The organism is Desulfitobacterium sp., assembly GCF_034927245.1.
Taxonomy (GTDB): domain Bacteria; phylum Bacillota; class Desulfitobacteriia; order Desulfitobacteriales; family Desulfitobacteriaceae; genus Desulfitobacterium_A.
On record NZ_JAYFQK010000020.1, the window covers coordinates 43,832 to 59,556 of the forward strand.

Sequence of the window (15,725 nt, forward strand, 5' to 3'; positions counted from 1 at the left end):
TTCTCTTGAACATTTTACATGAAATCAGCTATACTCTTTCTATATATGTGTAGAGGAGAATTAAATAATGTGTTTCCGACAAAAAAAAGTACCGATCTTAACCCTAGTTCTTACGATTATCATAATCGTTATCCTTTATCCAAAGCTTCAGCATCCTCAGGCAATCCAATCACTCATTCTTCAACTGGGCTGGAAAGGGATTATTCTTGATCTTCTTATCATAGCTGTACAAATACTCTTTCCTTTCATGCCTTTTGCTCTTCTCGCCGGAATGAATGTTCTCCTCTTTGGATGGTTGCTTGGTTTTAGCCTTTCACTTTTGGGAAGTCTTATCGGTTCGATAATCGGCTTCTGGCTTGCCCGCACACTTGGTCAAGAATGGGCCCGCCCCAAACTCGCTAAGCTCGGCAAATGGTCTAAACTATCAGAGGCTAAGAATTTTTATATGATTGTTATCGCCCGCCTCATTCCTATTCTTCCCGCTGCAGCAGTTAATTACGCCGCCGGTCTCTCTCCAATCAAATTTACTTCTTTTTTCTGGGCTACCTTATTAGGTAAAATACCGATGATTGCTTGGGAATCTTGGGTAGGTCACGATTTTTGGAAACTCGTCGATAATCCATGGCGTTTTTTACTCGCCCTTCTCATCGGTGCAATCGGTATCTGCTGTGCGTTTTATGGTTGGAAACTCTTGGACCAACGCGAACAAAGGAAAATATAACATAGATAATTCGTAGCATAAAGCAAAAAACCAGTCGTTTTAATATAAGGCGACTGATTTTTTAGATTTAATCCACAAGTTTTAACGTTCATCTCCACGAGCGATCTTGGCAATCTCCAAGGCATCTTCTTGATAAATATTCGAGAGAAGCCATTGATTCCTTTCCCAGCTGAATTCCCAGAATTCAGTGAAATATAGGCGATTATCATCTTCACCCGCGATTATTTTACCTGTTGCATCCACCGTATAATCAAACAAACTCGCTGATATCATCACAATGAACTGTTGTGTCGAATCATCAAGATGACTATGGATGAACTCCAGATCACCCGGGTGAAGTGTAGGTTCTTTGATTACATTCCGTTCGCCGCGATTGCGCATATTTGCAAGATCCGTACGGTATTTTGCCAGAAGGGACGGACTTAAATTGTCCTCACCGCCGCTTAGATCCTGACGCGTCCAGGCATCTTGCAACCAAAAGAACACCTGCCGTACCCGTCCCACGAGGAAGTCCCTATCCCAACGCGGAAAGGTTTCGGAATAATAACGCATATTTTCACGGGTGAATTGAATTGCTTTACCGAAACGTTGGAGATTATTGTCATTCGTTATCGGGCGCCCGGTAACATCAACCGGAGATAAAGGTGATGGATTCCTTTCCCACTCTTGGGGAGAACGCGGGGAATAGGGTTTACCAAAACTTCGGCCGTTACCCCTTCGTCCCCATGAACGCCTGGAAATGCGTAAAGCCTTAAACACCAGGTACAGTATGAACAGCATAAAGAGCAAGCTGAATAATCCACCAAAGAGGGAGCCTCCCCCACCTACTCCAAAGAAAGACGGTCCCCAGAAAAACGGAAAGAAAGAGAAACCACCGATTCCGCCGCTGCTGTGAACTCCTCCTCCCGAGAATGAGCCACCGCTAAAGCTGCGACCTGCACTGCCACCAATACTTCCGCCTTTTCCCCCGCCGGCGCGAGCCAAGGCCACACTGGCCTGGCTCGCGAAGATCAAGAGGGTCATAACAGCAATCTTAAAACTTTTTGTCCGCCTCTTCATGCCCTAAACACCTACTTTAATCTTTTGCTCTTTTCTATTCTTCCTTTTTAAACTGTGCTTTCAGCTTTGCTAACTCATCCTCAACTTCTGTATTGCCTTGGTTCTTTTTTAATTCGGCGAATTGATCCTCCAATGAATTCCCGTTGCTCAGCATCGTTTTGGACGCTTTGGCTTCGGCTTCCATGCGTTCGACGCGATCGCCCATACGTTCAATATTTCCCATAGGATCCAATTTTGACATCCCGGATATCGTTTCATTGGCCTTTTTCATGGTTTGCGCACGGCGTTGACGCATCACGAGATTATTACGTTCTGACTTAGCCTTCTCCAACTTTTCAGTTAAAATACGCAGATTTTCCTGTAAATCTTCAACGGCTTTCGTTTGATCGGCTAACTGAGTTTGAAAATCAAGAATACTTGTTTCCGCTTGTTTTTTCATGGTCAACGCAGTTCGGGCTAAATCATCTTTGCCTTGTTGTACGGCTAAGGTCGCTTGCTCTGTCCGCTCGGCAATTTCTTTATTGAGAGTTTCAATTCGTTCTTCCAGTTGAATTTTATCCGCTATGGCACGATTGACTTGAATTTGGAAGTTACGAACTTCATCAGATGCTTGTTCGATGTAGAGATTTAACATTTTTTCAGGATCTTCTGCCTTATTCACCAAATCCATGATATTAGCTTGCATTAAATCCTTGACGCGTGTAAATAAACCCATTTTTATTTCCCCCTTCAACATTGCTTTTGTGTATATACTAATTTTCAGCTATAACTATAACTTGCTACGATATATATAACTCTAAACTAATTACTTATTCTCTTACAGCTCTGTAAAATCCTTTACATTTTGTGATTCGAAAATATTCGGCTTTCGGCAGGTACGGGAGGCGAACCGTTTACACTTAGTATAACAAAGAGGATCCACGAAATCATGATATAATTATTAATTTTCCGTGAACATTAATTTGTTTCCTCTACTCACCACCTTTATAAAAAAATAAAGACCTTACCCCCTGCTGTGGGTAAGGTCTTGCAATTCGTAAACGTAGATAGTGCCGAGTCTCATCGACTGGATGACGACGCTATCAACAGCATTTCTGCCGCTCGCTACTCCCCTTACTTTATGCCGTTTTCCACTTCACAAAGAACTGGAAAAACATTACCTGTAGTATATATAAATCAAAAACAAATGTCAAATTATTTTTTGTTTGGACCAAAATGTTTTAGCGAGGGCTAAGACTACTTTATTTTCTCCCTCTTGTTTATGAATCTGATGATCATAATACACTCTCTGCTCTGTTTTCTGTTGTTCTTCTGTAAAGGCATGAATAATTTGGCCATAGGTACTTTCTTTTTTATAAATAACCTCAAGTGATGAAATTTTAGAGGTACGGTACACGTCTTCAGGGATCGTCTCTAACAGCCATTCAATATATTTTACATTATTCACATGCGCATTGGTATCAATATCACTTCGTCGGACCATAAATTCACATTCTTCCGTTTGACCTGAATGATTATCGTTAAAATCGGGAAAAGGAAGCAATTGAACCTTTTCCGGAACCAGAGAGTAGGCCTCTTGGATTTCCTGGGGAATACGATGCGGTCGTCTTTTCTCCAAATTTAAAAAGATCCATAAAGAGTTTGCCTGGGCGATCACTTCATTCTCAGCACTAAGAACTAAAAATTCCCGTTCCGCATAAAATCGTTTAGAATTAGACATCCAGGTTTGAACCTTAATTCTATCTCCACGATGAGGATAATGTATAATTTCAATTTGCCAACGATTCAATACCCAACCATAACCCCTCTCTTTAAGGCGGGTTATTCCATACCCAACTGCTTCAGAATGGGCAATCGCTGTCTCTTCCAGATAATCGAGAAGTGCCGGCAGCGTAAGTTCTTGATAAACATCAACCTCATAGTAATGAACTTCAAACTCTTTTTGATACTTTTGCATTTATTTTCCCTTTCCTCGCCAGCAATAACAATTATGACCAAAATGCTCTAAACCAGGGCGCTGCCGATCTTCAAAATACGAAACGTTCTCTCCGCTGCCTCTCTTGTCAATTCATACGCCTGTTCAATTGACTCTTCAAGTGTCATTGGACCATTTACAATGCTCACAATCGAACTGATTCCATGTACATAAAGAGCTTCCGCGCCGGGTCCAATCGATCCGACAATGGCTAGGACCGGCTTAGCGTGTCGAACAGCTCTCATGGCCACCCCCATGGGTACCTTGCCAAAGAGCGATTGGCTGTCGATCCTGCCTTCACCTGTAATAACCAGATCCGCCCCTTCAAGCATCTGATCAAACTTAACCGTGTCTAAAATCGTCTCTATGCCGCTTTTTAATGCTGCATTAGTGAAGGCTAATAAACCCGCCCCTAATCCGCCGGCTGCACCTGAGCCTGGGATATCTTTCAGATCGACATTGAGTTGGTCTTTAATGATTTTTGCATAGTGCTCTAAATTAGAATCAAGCACTTTTACCATTTCAGGAGTTGCCCCTTTTTGAGGACCAAACACTGATGATGCTCCCCTTATACCGCATAAAGGGTTGTCGACATCACACATAACCGTTATCTTGGTGCTTTTCAACCGGGGATCCATTTGACTTACGTCTATCCTAGCCAGTCGTCCTAACGCCCCGCCTCCCGGCGGCAGTTCTTTTCCTTCTTCATCCAAGAATTTGACACCCAGTGCTTTCGCCATTCCGGCCCCGCCGTCATTTGTGGCGCTGCCGCCAATTCCCAGAATAATATGATGTGCTCCTTGATTCATAGCTTCGATTATCAGTTCCCCTGTTCCCTTTGTTGTTGTAACCAAAGGATTCCGTTTTTCAGGCGGAACAAGGGGTAAACCCGAAGCAGCAGCCATCTCCAAAACGACTGTATCCTCGGGCAATTCCCCGAGGAAACTTTCGATTTGCTCACCGATCGGAGAAGTTACCTTCGTTCTTAGAATCCTGCCTTGTCTTGCTTGAACCAGGGCCTCAACTGTTCCTTCTCCTCCGTCAGCCATCGGTAAAATAAAAGTTGTAGCATCAGGGAAAACCTTATGGATTCCCTCGTCAATGGCCTCACCGACCTGACGGCTGGATAAACTCCCCTTAAAAGAATCAACTGCAATAACAATATGCATCTGCTAACTTCCTCCAGGTATATTTAATCTGATGACTAACCACAAAGTTCCTGAAATAAGCATTTCTTTATTCACTCTGATAAGCCATTATGATAAGTCATTAATTCAAGAGCATATAAATCAACTCCTTCCGTCATATAAAAATCAAAAATTTTTATTGACCCACAGTCCCTAATCCTATATACTCTTTTTAAGTGTTCAAAGGGGAGTAGCTGTTACAGCAAAGTCGTCAATACGGAATTTACATTCCTGGCTTTGCTGGCAACTCAAGTTGTTAGCAAGACCTTTGCCCATAAGGGGGTGAAGGTCTTTTTGTTTTAATTTTTAATTTTTAATATTGATTCCCGAATTTAGGTATACTAAACGTATTTTGAAATGAAGAGAGGAAAATTGTTATGGAGCTTTTTCATCCTGAATTCTTAAATGCCCTTCTCTCCATCGTACTCATGGACTTAGTCCTTGGTGGGGATAATGCCATTGTAATCGGAATGGCTGCGCGGAATTTACCGGCCAAAGATCAAAAGAAAGTCATCTTTTTGGGTACCGGAGGAGCAATTCTCATTCGTTCCCTTGCAACCCTCATCGCAGTGTGGTTATTAAAAATTCCGGGACTCATGTTAATCGGCGGTCTTTTTCTTGTATATATGGCTTATAACCTTCTGGTCGAAGAAAAAAGCGAAGAAAATAATATAGACGCAAGTTCCAGTTTCTGGGGTGCTGTGCGAACAATTGTCGTAGCGGATGCTGTGATGGGATTAGATAATGTCCTTGCCGTAGCCGGGGCCTCACATGGCAGTCCCTTGCTTGTCATCTGCGGTCTTCTGATCAGCATTCCGATTGTGGTCTGGGGAAGCACACTCGTTATTAAAGCCATCAATCGCTTTCCAATCATCATTCCGATCGGAGCCGCTGTTATTGCTCATACCGCCGCGACAATGATAACAGGTGAATCATTCGTTAAAAACTTTATCGGAGAAAATGTATTCATTGAATGGGGTCTAAGTGCCGTTTTAATTGCCGGCGTATTATTTTTGGGCTATCGCAGGAAAAAGCAAAGCGTTGACTCTAATAACCAAAGAAAAATCGCCTAGGCAAAATTATTAAAGCGCAAACAAAAATGGGCTGTTGACATGAACTCGAGTTCATTGTACAACAGCCCATTTTGCCTTAGCATATACGGGGAAGATGTTCGCCTTCAAGCATTCCGACTATTCGTTTTCCGCCCAGAGGTGTATCTAAAAGAACAAGTCCCGGTTTTCCGTCTTCAACACGGCCGATCTTGGCGGCAAAACGTCCCAGGGGATGCTCCTTCATCTTGGAAAGAACTTCTTCTGCAACCTCAGCAGCCGCAATAACCAAGGCTTTACCCTCATTCGCTAAGTACAGGGGCTCAAGCCCTAACATCCCACAGGCCCCTTGGACACTAGGCAAGAGGGGCAGCTTCTCTTCTTCCAAAATCATGCTTACACCCGCTTGCTGCGCCAATTCATTTAATGTTGTCGCAACACCGCCGCGGGTAGGATCTCTCATACATTTTACTCCCGGAAGATAAAAATCATCAATCAATCTGTTTAGGGGTGCGCAATCACTGAGCACCGGAGTCTGAAATTCAAGACCCTCCCGCTCTGACAAAATCGCGATTCCATGATCACCTATCGTTCCGGTAATAAGAATTTCATCGCCGGGCTGAATGTACTTTGGACCGACTAAGCGATTGGTAATATAGCCGATTCCGGTTGTGTTAATGAAAATCTTATCCGCGTTACCCCTTTCCACTACTTTTGTATCGCCGCAAACGACTTTAACGCCGGCCTGATCAGCGGTTTGAGCCACACTTTCAATAATCTCCTCTAAATCCCGGATAGGCAAACCTTCTTCTAAAATCAGGGCCAAGGTTAAAAACTGGGGTATAGCTCCGCTGACCGCCAGATCATTCACTGTACCGCATACTGCCAGCTTGCCGATATTCCCTCCCCGAAAAAAGAGCGGAGAAATCACAAAGGAATCTGTAGTTACCGCAATGTTATCATTGCCCGGCAATACAGTGGCATCATTCATCTGATCCAAATACATATTTCCCAGATGTTTTTGAAATAAAGCTTGAATTAATTCATGACTTACCCGTCCGCCGCTTCCATGGGCCATCATAATACGTTCCATTTATTTTACACTTCCTTGTAAATAACGATAATATGCCGCGCATGACCCTTCCGAAGATACCATGCAAGGGCCTACCGGTTTCATGGGTGTACAATGCTTGGCAAATAGAGGGCACTGTGTGGGATAGATAAGTCCTTTCAAAACATCACCGCAACGGCAGCCCGGTGTTTCTTTCGAATGAAAAACGGGAAGAGAAAACTTGCGGATTGCATCCCATTGTGAATATTCTTCGCGAATTCCTAAGCCGCTTTGAGAAATTAATCCTATACCGCGCCACGAAGCATCAACAGGCTCAAAGACTTGATTCATAATCAATTGAGCATGAGGATTCCCCTTGGCTTTGACCACACGATTGTATTGAATTTCAATTTCCGATCGCCCCTCCTTACGCTGTCGGAGGAGCATTGCTATGGCCTCTAAAATATCCAGTGCTTCAAACCCTGTCACCACTCCCGGTTTCCCATATTTCTCGGCCATAAACTTAATCGGTTCTATCCCGATAACTGCACAGACGTGACCCGGATCAAGGAAGGCATCGACCATAATCTCCTTGTCCTCAGCCAAAAATCTTAATACCGGAGGTACGACCTTATGCATGGACAGCACACTGTAATTCGCAATATTTTCCTTTTGGGCCGTCTTGATACTTACGGCTACGGTAGGAACTGTCGTTTCAAAGCCGATTCCCAGAAAGACAACTTCTTTTCCCGGGTTATGCCGTGCTAATTCTAAGGCATCCTGAGTTGAGTAAACGATGCGGACATCTGCTCCTTCAGCCCTCAGTGTCTGAAGATCTTTTTTCGTACCGGGAACCCGAATCATATCGCCAAAGGTTGCTGTGATCACGTTAGGTTGAGCGGCTAAATAAAGAAAACGGTCAATATCACTGTTATCGGTCACACATACGGGACAACCCGGTCCGGAAATTAAGTGAATGGTATCCGGCAGCAAATCACGCAGAGCGTTTTTGGCAATGGCCACGGTATGGGTTCCGCACACTTCCATAATATTATAGGGACGCTGGGCTAAATCTTGAATTTCTGCGCGGTAAGCATCTGCTTTGGCCCGCAGTTCTTCATTCTTCTTCATAGCTATCGGCGACCTCCAACCATAGTTTTTCCGTCTCTTGGGCAATCTCATCATCAATAATCTCAATCGCAAATCCTGCATGAATTAAAACAAACTCACCGATCTGAACTTCCGGAACTAAATCAATACTGACTATACGTTCATTCCCCATCATGTCAACTTTTGCAATAGAACCATCCATCGAAATAACTTTGGCAGGTATGGCTAAACACATATTATAACACCTCATTCGCTATTAATAACTGTCCAAAGGCAAGTCCTCCATCCCCCGGAGGAAGAGTTCGGGAACGCAAAGTTTCAATCTGTTGATCTTGGCACTGCTTAAGAACCTCTTCGGTCAGCAGTTTATTTTGGAAAACTCCGCCGCTTAAAACTAAAGGACCTTTTCCTACTCCACCTTGGATCGCCAGGTCAACGATCGCCTGAGCAACAGTCCGATGAAAACGATAGGCGATTTCTTCCCGGCTTACGCCATGCCCTAAATCTTGGACAAGGGCCTTAAACAAAACCCCTACCTTTAAGATCAATTGGGAATCCTCAACTTGCACTTCATAAGGATAGAGTATCTGGTTTTCTCGCTTATAGTTCAAAGCGGTACTTTCCAGTTCAATCGCCGCTTGTCCTTCATATGTCACTTTCCGGCATACCCCAAGCAGCCCGCTCACCGCATCAAAAAGCCGTCCGGCGCTTGACGTCCTGAAAACTTGAATTCCTGTTTCAAGCTGGCGATTAATGATTTGACACTCCTCTGCCGAAAGATCAGTCCATAGATTTTTAGTTTGCCCCCATTCATCCTCGGATAAAAGGGTTTTGAGATAAGCATAGGCAATACGCAAAGGATGTTTGGCTCCGGCATCCCCGCCCGGGAGCGGTAAATATTCGAGATGGCCTCTACGCGTAAAGCCTGAAGCATTACCGTATAAAAGTTCGAAGCCCCAAATACATCCGTCATTCCCAAAACCCGTTCCGTCACAAATAACCCCTAAGGCAGGCTCAGTTCTGTCCCATTCACCCAAGACACTCACTAAGTGTGCATGGTGATGCTGTACGGAATGTTTAGGTAATGGCTGCTCCAGCGCAAACCGCGTCAGTTGATAGTTGGGATGTTTATCATAGGCCAGCGCCTGGGGGGTGATATTGACTACTCTTTCGAAAGATTCCAGTTCTTGATGATACCTTTGAAGATTTTCATACCCTTCCATATCGCCGAGGTATTGGCTGACAAAGGCTCTTTCCCCTGAGGCCAGACAAAACGCATTCTTAAGTTCACCGCCCACCCCGAGCAGCGGAGTCTTTACCTGGATTGAAGTCATCAAAATGGGTAACGGCACATAACCGCGGGCACGCCGGAAAAATACAGGCTCCCCGCCAATAACCTGCACAACCGAGTCATCACAGGGGTGATAAATATCTCGGTCATGAATTAAAAAATAGTCAGCTATTCCTATTAAGTCTTTTAAAGCTTCGTCATTTTTATAAATAAGAGGGCTGCCGCTGCGATTTGCACTTGTCATCACTAAAAAATCATACGGACCCTCTAATAAAAGATGATGAAGCGGTGTATAAGGAAGCATAATTCCCAATGTGTGCAGACCTGGGGCAAGTTCCTCAGGCAAAGCATGAGCAGAATTTCTCCGACGTTCTAAGATGACAATCGGAGCGGAAGGGCTTCGTAATAACTTCTCCTCTTCGTGACCAATCATGACCTGATCACGCGCTTTCTCAACTGAGCTTGTCATTAAAGCAAAAGGCTTTCCGCCCCTCTCCTTTCGTGCACGCAAGAGACGCACCGCTTCCGCGTTGTGAGCATCACAAACAAGATGAAACCCTCCGAGCCCTTTGACGGCAAGAATTGCTCCTTGTGCGAGTTGGGCTATGCCTATTCCCGGGATCAGCCGGCCCTTTGCATCCAAAAGCTGAACTTTTGGTCCACATTCAGGACAGGCAACCGGTTGAGCGTGAAAACGCCGATCCCCGGGATCATGGTATTCAGTCAAACATGACTCACACATTGTAAAATCCGCCATAGTTGTTTGAGCACGATCATAGGGAACATTGCGGATTATTGTATAACGCGGCCCGCAATTTGTACAGTTTGTAAATGGGTATTTATAGCGGCGATTTGCAGGATTTCTCATCTCTTCAAGACAGTCATTGCAGGTAGCAATATCAGGAGAAATGAGGACATCCGCCTCTGTTTCCGCATCGCTCTGAACAATTTCGAATGTTGGATAGTTTTTAAACTCACTTGCTACGGCTTGATGAGAGACAATCTTGGCCAAAGGCGGCGCCTCCGTAAGCAAGCGCTGATAAAAGATGTCAAGATTATCCCCTTCGGCATGGATTTTTACACCTCTGCTTGAGTTATTGACCCAGCCCGTAATATTCATTTCGTGAGCAAGTTTATAAGCAAAAGGCCTAAACCCAACTCCCTGAACAATTCCTTTCAAATAAATCATCTTTGCCGCATTTTTCATCTCAATTGACCCGCTTTCCCAGCATTCCAATTGTCTAGTCTAATATTTTCAATTATACATACAAATTGTAATATCTTTCAAGGCGATAAGATTATTTGCGAAAATTTATATATTTAGGGGAGATTTTCAACTTTATAGAATATAGTAAAAGTTCTTTTTAGTATTATGCAGGAATTATATTTTTCTTAACGAATAAAAAGTAATATGTGATAATAGTATATTTTAACTATTTTAAGTTTTCATACTATTTGAATTATTTGGAGGTGTTTAGCTTTTTATGGGAAAGTTTGATTTACTCAATGCAAAAGGTGTTTCTCGTCGTGACTTTATGAAGATTATCGGAGCAACAATAGCGGCTTTTGGCTTGCCCGACCTGGCAGCCCCGCAAGCTGCTAACGCGGTAGAACAGGCACTAAACAAACCCCCCGTAATTTGGTTGGAAGGGATGGATTGCACGGGTTGTACTGAATCAACAATTGCTACGTTAAATCCCTCCGCTGCTGAACTTATATTGGATATGATTTCACTTCGCTATCATGAAACTATTATGGCCGGATCCGGCAAAACATCCGAAGAAGCTTATCAAGAAGCTCTCAATGATAAGTTTATTCTCGTCGTCGAAGGTTCTATTCCATTTAAAGAAGACCGATATTGTATGGTTGGAGGAAAACCTTTCCGTAAAACCGTAATCGAAGCTGCCCGAAAAGCCCAGGCAGTTATCGCCATTGGCAGCTGTGCCACCGAAGGCGCAGGAATTCCGGGTGCTTGTGCAACCGGTGCCGTCGGCGTATCCGAAATTCTCAAGGCAGAAGGAATCACGACACCGTTGATCAATCTTCCGCGATGCCCGGTTAAACCCAATACCTTGATCGGAACAATCATTTATTACTTGACCTATCAAAAAGTTCCTCCCCTTGATTCTGATAATCGTCCGATTGCTTACTACGGAACGCTGCTGCATGATAACTGCCCAAGGCGGGGTCATTTTGAAAACGGAGAATTTCTCACGGATTGGAACGACCCGGTTCAAAAGAATTATTGCTTATTATTAAAAGGCTGTAAAGGCCCGAAAACCCATACCGACTGTGCCCAAGTCTGGTGGAATGACAACACGAACTTCTGCATCAATGCAGGATCACCCTGTTCGGGTTGTGCTGAGATAAATTTCTATAATACGAACAGCCCCCTTTATTCAAAACATGAAGACGCAAAACTTCCCGGCATTGGCCAGGTCAGTGCAGATACCGTCGGCAAAACAGTCGGAGGAGCCGCAGCCATTGGCGTCGGCGTCCATTTAGTTGCCACAGCGGCAAGCGGTAGATTAAAAAAGGATCACCACAAGGAGGATATGTAAGATGACAAAAATTGTAGTCGATCCGATTACACGCATAGAGGGACATTTACGTATAGAAGTAGAAATTGAGAATGGTAAAGTTTCCGATGCCCATGTTATAGGAACTATGTATAGAGGATTTGAACCCATGCTTCGCGGCCGCGATCCCCGCGATGCCACTTATGTTACGGAAAGGGTCTGCGGCGTTTGTGCCGGTTCACACGGATGGGCCTCCTCCTTAGCTTTAGATCAAGCTTTTAATGCCAAAGTTCCTGCCGGCGGACGGCTTATCCGTAACCTTATCATCGGGGCGATGTGGCTTCATGATCATCCGCTTCATTTTTACCACCTCAGTGCTCTGGATTACATCGATGTCATGGCTGTCACTCATTACCAGGGAAAAGACCCGGGACTCGTTGCGGTTAAAGAGAAAATCGGAAAACTTGTTGATGCCGGTGATACCGCTCCCTTAACTCCCCGCTACAAACCGGATGAATTCAGCGTTAACGACCCTGAATTGGTTACAACGGCTGTCGCTCATTACCTTAAAGCTTTAGAAATGCAAGCTAAGGCTAAGAAGATGTCTGCATTGTTTGCCGGAAAACAGCCCCATCAATCTTCGATCGTGGTTGGCGGCGTTACAATGCTGCCGAACATTCAAACAGTCGAACAATTCCGCTCGATGCTTTTAGAACAGCTTGATTTTATTGAAAAAATCTATTTAGCCGATGTCTTAAACTTCGGTACCGGTCCACTCTTGCCCTTAGCTCAAGCAGGTGTCGGCGGAGGCAATGGCAACTATCTGTCTTATGGCGGATTTGCCCGTGATGATGAAGGAAAGGATTTGTTCCTTAAAGCCGGTATCATTATGAACGGCGATTTAAACACCATCATACCTGTTGATCAAGCAAAGATCATGGAAGATGTGCAATATTCATGGTATAAAGATAGTGCAAACGGCAAAACACCGTTCCTATCTGACACAACACCGGATCTTGATAAAAAAGGTGCTTATTCATTTGTCAAGGCGCCTCGTTATGACAGCCAGCCTATGGAAGTCGGTCCCTTTGCGCGCATGCTTATTATGCAACCCCAAGAGCTCATGAATATTATCACCCACTACGGTATCAAACCCGGTGCGGTAGCCAGACATGCCGCCCGCGCTTATGAAACCCTCCTTCTTGCTAAAGAAATGTTAAACTGGGTCGATGCCCTGGAGAAAGAAATGGGTTCGAATTTCCGGATTCATGATACCAATCATTGGGAAGCTCCGGCAACCGGGCAAGGTGCCGGCATGACAGAGGCCCCACGCGGTGCACTCGGTCACTTTGTTAAACTAAACGATCATAAAATCGAAAACTATCAAATGGTTGTTCCAACCACTTGGAATTTTTCGCCACGGGATGATAAGGGGATTCTCGGACCCGTTGAACAAGCCTTAATCGGCGTACCCGTTCCCGATTTAGAAAATCCTATTAATATTGTACGGGTTGTCCGTTCGTACGATCCTTGCCTTGCTTGTGCGATTCACCTTATCGATCCGGTCACCAATGACATTCATAAGTATCAAATCGGCTGGTAGAAAAGGAGGTAACAGCATGGCTAGCCCACTTGATCACCCCTTATTTCAGCGTGTAAGTCACTATATCAATCTCATCAATTTTGCGGTATTAATTACCACAGGTCTTCTGATCCATTCACCCTACCCCGGAATGCCTATGAATCTGATCCGCAATTTCCACTTTATTTTCATGTTTTTATTGATCATTAACGGGGTTGTTCGTTTCTATTACTCTTTTAGAGGAAAATATAAAGACTATGATTCATTTTTCCTCAATAAACAAGATCTAAAAACCATCTGGCCGCAAATCAAGTACTATTTGTTTATCGGCGAACATCCCGAAACCGGGAAATATAATCCGCTTCAAAAAATGGCTTATATAGCCCTGCCGATTCTCACCGTCTTTCAGGCATTTACGGGCTTTATCCTCTACAAACCCGAGATATTCAAGAGCCTAGCCAGTAGTATGGGAGGCTTGGCAACGGTTCGAGGAATTCACTATATCACAATGTGGATACTCATCGCGATCATTATTATCCATGTCTATCTCGTTTTTACCGAAGCTTACGAAATGTTTCTGCTCATGTTTTTTGGAAAAACTGAACAAAAGAAGGGTATTAAACAATGAATACTCCCCGGATTATGGTGATGGGAGTAGGAAATGTTCTTTTATCGGATGAAGGTTTAGGGGTTCGCTTTCTCGATGAACTTTCTAAAAGAACACTTCCGGAAAATGTAGAACTTCTTGAAGGCGGAACAGCCGGACTAGAATTAATTCACCTCATCCAAGAAGTCGACTTTCTCATCATTATTGACGCAGTCAACGCTAAAGCTGAACCTGGTGCATTGTTCCGTTTCCAGCCGGAAGATCTTCAAGTCTTTCCTGAAAAGTTTGAGGTTTCTTTTCACCAAGTCGGGATTATTGAAGTTTTAAACATGGCCCCGTTGGTGGGTCAAGCTCCGCAGACCTTAATATTCGGTGTTCAACCGAAAAGCTTAGAATGGGGCATGGACATCAGTCCGGAAATACAAGCCCTTTTTCCCCGCTTAGCAGACTTAGTCATGAACCAGATTGATTCCCTTCAAAGTGAAGGAAAATTTAGTTTGTAACGAAAACAGCCCTCGTCATCTAGTATGGCGAGGGCTGTTTTTATTCCTTAAATTCCTTAAAATCTTTGGCCTTCTGAGTTAACCAGTTTACCCACTCTGTCAGTCCATTCCCGTTGCGGCAAGAAACTTCAAAGATTTGAATATCCGGATTAATCTGCCGAATATCCCGTTTCATATGATCCATATTGACGTCCGTCAATCCTTCAAGATCCATCTTATTGAGAACAACCGCCTGAGCATTGCGGAAAATCACAGGATATTTAGACGGCTTATCATCGCCCTCGACAATGCTTAAAACGATCACTTTAAATGCTTCTCCAAGATCAAAGTCTGCCGGACAAACAAGATTTCCCACATTCTCGATAACCATGAGATCCAGTGCCTTCCAATCAAACTCCGGCAAGACCTTACTGACCATTTTACTGTCAAGATGACATGCACCGCCTGTATTGATTTGGATAACAGGAACCTTATAAACCGCTATGCGGTCCGCATCTTTATTTGTAAAAATATCTCCCTCGATAACCCCCACATGCAATTCAGCCGATAATAAGGGCAAGGTTTTTTCCAAAAGTGTTGTTTTCCCTGAGCCCGGTGATCCTATTACGTTAATGGCCAAACAATTATTTTTGCGAAAATGGGTTCGATTAACGTCAGCCTGCAGATCATTTGAGCCCAAGAGATTCGCCATCACTTCAATTTCACGTCGATTTGATTCCATTATTCAACCTCCATGCTTTCGATTAAAAGTTCCTCTCCTTGAATCACTTCAATGCCCGTATCACCACAATTTGGGCAAATAAATATCATTGTATTAACATTAAACTCATGGTGGCATTTACGACAGCAACCGCGTATAGGAACCCGCTCCACAATCAGCTCTGCTCCTTCACACAAAGTATCCTTGCTATACGCTTCAAAGGCCATCTGCAATGCTTCCGGTACTGCATTAGTCAGTTCTCCAACCTTGAGTTTAACCTGTAGTACCCTCTTGACTTCATACTGGGAAAGAGTTTTTTCAATGGCCTCAAATACTCCCCCCATCAAAGACATTTCGTGCACACCCTACCT

16 protein-coding genes are annotated in these 15,725 nt (G+C 44.0%); 6 read left to right on the forward strand and 10 right to left on the reverse strand.

Annotated features, from left to right (window positions below):
* Positions 1-67: 67 nt before the first annotated feature.
* The gene (locus VB077_RS05675) at positions 68-721 is read left to right on the forward strand and encodes a TVP38/TMEM64 family protein (RefSeq protein ID WP_323414254.1); all 654 of its coding nucleotides are present in this window, start codon (positions 68-70) and stop codon (positions 719-721) included.
* A gap of 81 nt (positions 722-802) precedes the next feature.
* On the opposite strand, the gene VB077_RS05680 is transcribed toward VB077_RS05675, so the two are convergent.
* The 4 genes from VB077_RS05680 to VB077_RS05695 form a co-directional block, all read right to left on the reverse strand.
* Positions 803-1,780, reverse strand: coding sequence for a TIM44-like domain-containing protein (locus VB077_RS05680; protein WP_323414255.1), 978 nt, complete (start codon positions 1,778-1,780; stop codon positions 803-805).
* 34 nt (positions 1,781-1,814) lie between these two features.
* Positions 1,815-2,495 carry a PspA/IM30 family protein gene (locus tag VB077_RS05685; RefSeq protein ID WP_323414256.1) on the reverse strand — a complete coding sequence of 227 codons (681 nt, stop codon included), beginning with the start codon at positions 2,493-2,495 and terminating at the stop codon, positions 1,815-1,817.
* 474 nt (positions 2,496-2,969) lie between these two features.
* On the reverse strand, positions 2,970-3,737 hold the full coding sequence (locus VB077_RS05690; protein WP_323414257.1) for an acyl-[acyl-carrier-protein] thioesterase: 768 nt from the start codon (positions 3,735-3,737) through the stop codon (positions 2,970-2,972).
* 47 nt (positions 3,738-3,784) lie between these two features.
* Positions 3,785-4,924 (reverse strand): glycerate kinase, encoded by a 1,140-nt coding sequence (locus VB077_RS05695; protein ID WP_323414258.1) that lies wholly within the window; start codon positions 4,922-4,924, stop codon positions 3,785-3,787.
* Between the two features lie 395 nt (positions 4,925-5,319).
* Between VB077_RS05695 and VB077_RS05700 the strand changes: the two genes are divergently transcribed.
* Positions 5,320-6,015, forward strand: a complete 696-nt coding sequence (locus VB077_RS05700) for a TerC family protein (protein WP_323414259.1) — start codon at positions 5,320-5,322, stop codon at positions 6,013-6,015.
* Between the two features lie 76 nt (positions 6,016-6,091).
* Here VB077_RS05700 and hypE read toward each other — a convergent pair whose 3' ends face one another.
* Genes hypE through hypF form a run of 4 tightly spaced genes read right to left on the reverse strand, consistent with a single transcriptional unit; the run spans position 6,092 to position 10,650 of the window.
* Positions 6,092-7,084, reverse strand: coding sequence for a hydrogenase expression/formation protein HypE (gene hypE, locus VB077_RS05705; protein WP_323414260.1), 993 nt, complete (start codon positions 7,082-7,084; stop codon positions 6,092-6,094).
* Positions 7,085-8,173 (reverse strand): hydrogenase formation protein HypD, encoded by a 1,089-nt coding sequence (gene hypD / locus VB077_RS05710; protein WP_323414261.1) that lies wholly within the window; start codon positions 8,171-8,173, stop codon positions 7,085-7,087.
* Complete coding sequence (locus VB077_RS05715) at positions 8,160-8,387, reverse strand: HypC/HybG/HupF family hydrogenase formation chaperone (RefSeq protein ID WP_323414262.1); 228 nt, start codon at positions 8,385-8,387, stop codon at positions 8,160-8,162. Before VB077_RS05715 ends, hypD begins: the two co-directional genes overlap by 14 nt.
* Position 8,388: 1 nt before the next feature.
* A complete protein-coding gene (gene hypF / locus VB077_RS05720) occupies positions 8,389-10,650 on the reverse strand; it encodes a carbamoyltransferase HypF (protein WP_323414263.1) in 2,262 nt (753 codons plus the stop codon).
* Between the two features lie 277 nt (positions 10,651-10,927).
* Between hypF and VB077_RS05725 the strand changes: the two genes are divergently transcribed.
* From VB077_RS05725 to VB077_RS05740, 4 genes are read left to right on the forward strand one after another with little or no spacing between them, the layout of a single operon-like run.
* Positions 10,928-12,004: a hydrogenase small subunit gene (locus tag VB077_RS05725; protein ID WP_323414264.1), complete on the forward strand. Its 1,077-nt coding sequence runs from the start codon at positions 10,928-10,930 to the stop codon at positions 12,002-12,004.
* Position 12,005: 1 nt separating this feature from the next.
* Positions 12,006-13,565, forward strand: coding sequence for a nickel-dependent hydrogenase large subunit (locus VB077_RS05730; RefSeq protein WP_323414265.1), 1,560 nt, complete (start codon positions 12,006-12,008; stop codon positions 13,563-13,565).
* A gap of 16 nt (positions 13,566-13,581) precedes the next feature.
* A complete protein-coding gene (gene cybH, locus VB077_RS05735; RefSeq protein WP_323414266.1) occupies positions 13,582-14,172 on the forward strand; it encodes a Ni/Fe-hydrogenase, b-type cytochrome subunit in 591 nt (196 codons plus the stop codon).
* Positions 14,169-14,654, forward strand: a complete 486-nt coding sequence (locus VB077_RS05740) for a HyaD/HybD family hydrogenase maturation endopeptidase (RefSeq protein ID WP_323414267.1) — start codon at positions 14,169-14,171, stop codon at positions 14,652-14,654. The genes cybH and VB077_RS05740 overlap by 4 nt, the downstream gene beginning before the upstream one ends.
* A 40-nt stretch (positions 14,655-14,694) precedes the next feature.
* Here VB077_RS05740 and hypB read toward each other — a convergent pair whose 3' ends face one another.
* Positions 14,695-15,375 (reverse strand): hydrogenase nickel incorporation protein HypB, encoded by a 681-nt coding sequence (gene hypB / locus VB077_RS05745; RefSeq protein WP_323414268.1) that lies wholly within the window; start codon positions 15,373-15,375, stop codon positions 14,695-14,697.
* Positions 15,375-15,716, reverse strand: a complete 342-nt coding sequence (gene hypA / locus VB077_RS05750) for a hydrogenase maturation nickel metallochaperone HypA (protein ID WP_323414269.1) — start codon at positions 15,714-15,716, stop codon at positions 15,375-15,377. The genes hypB and hypA overlap by 1 nt, the downstream gene beginning before the upstream one ends.
* Positions 15,717-15,725 lie beyond the last annotated feature (9 nt).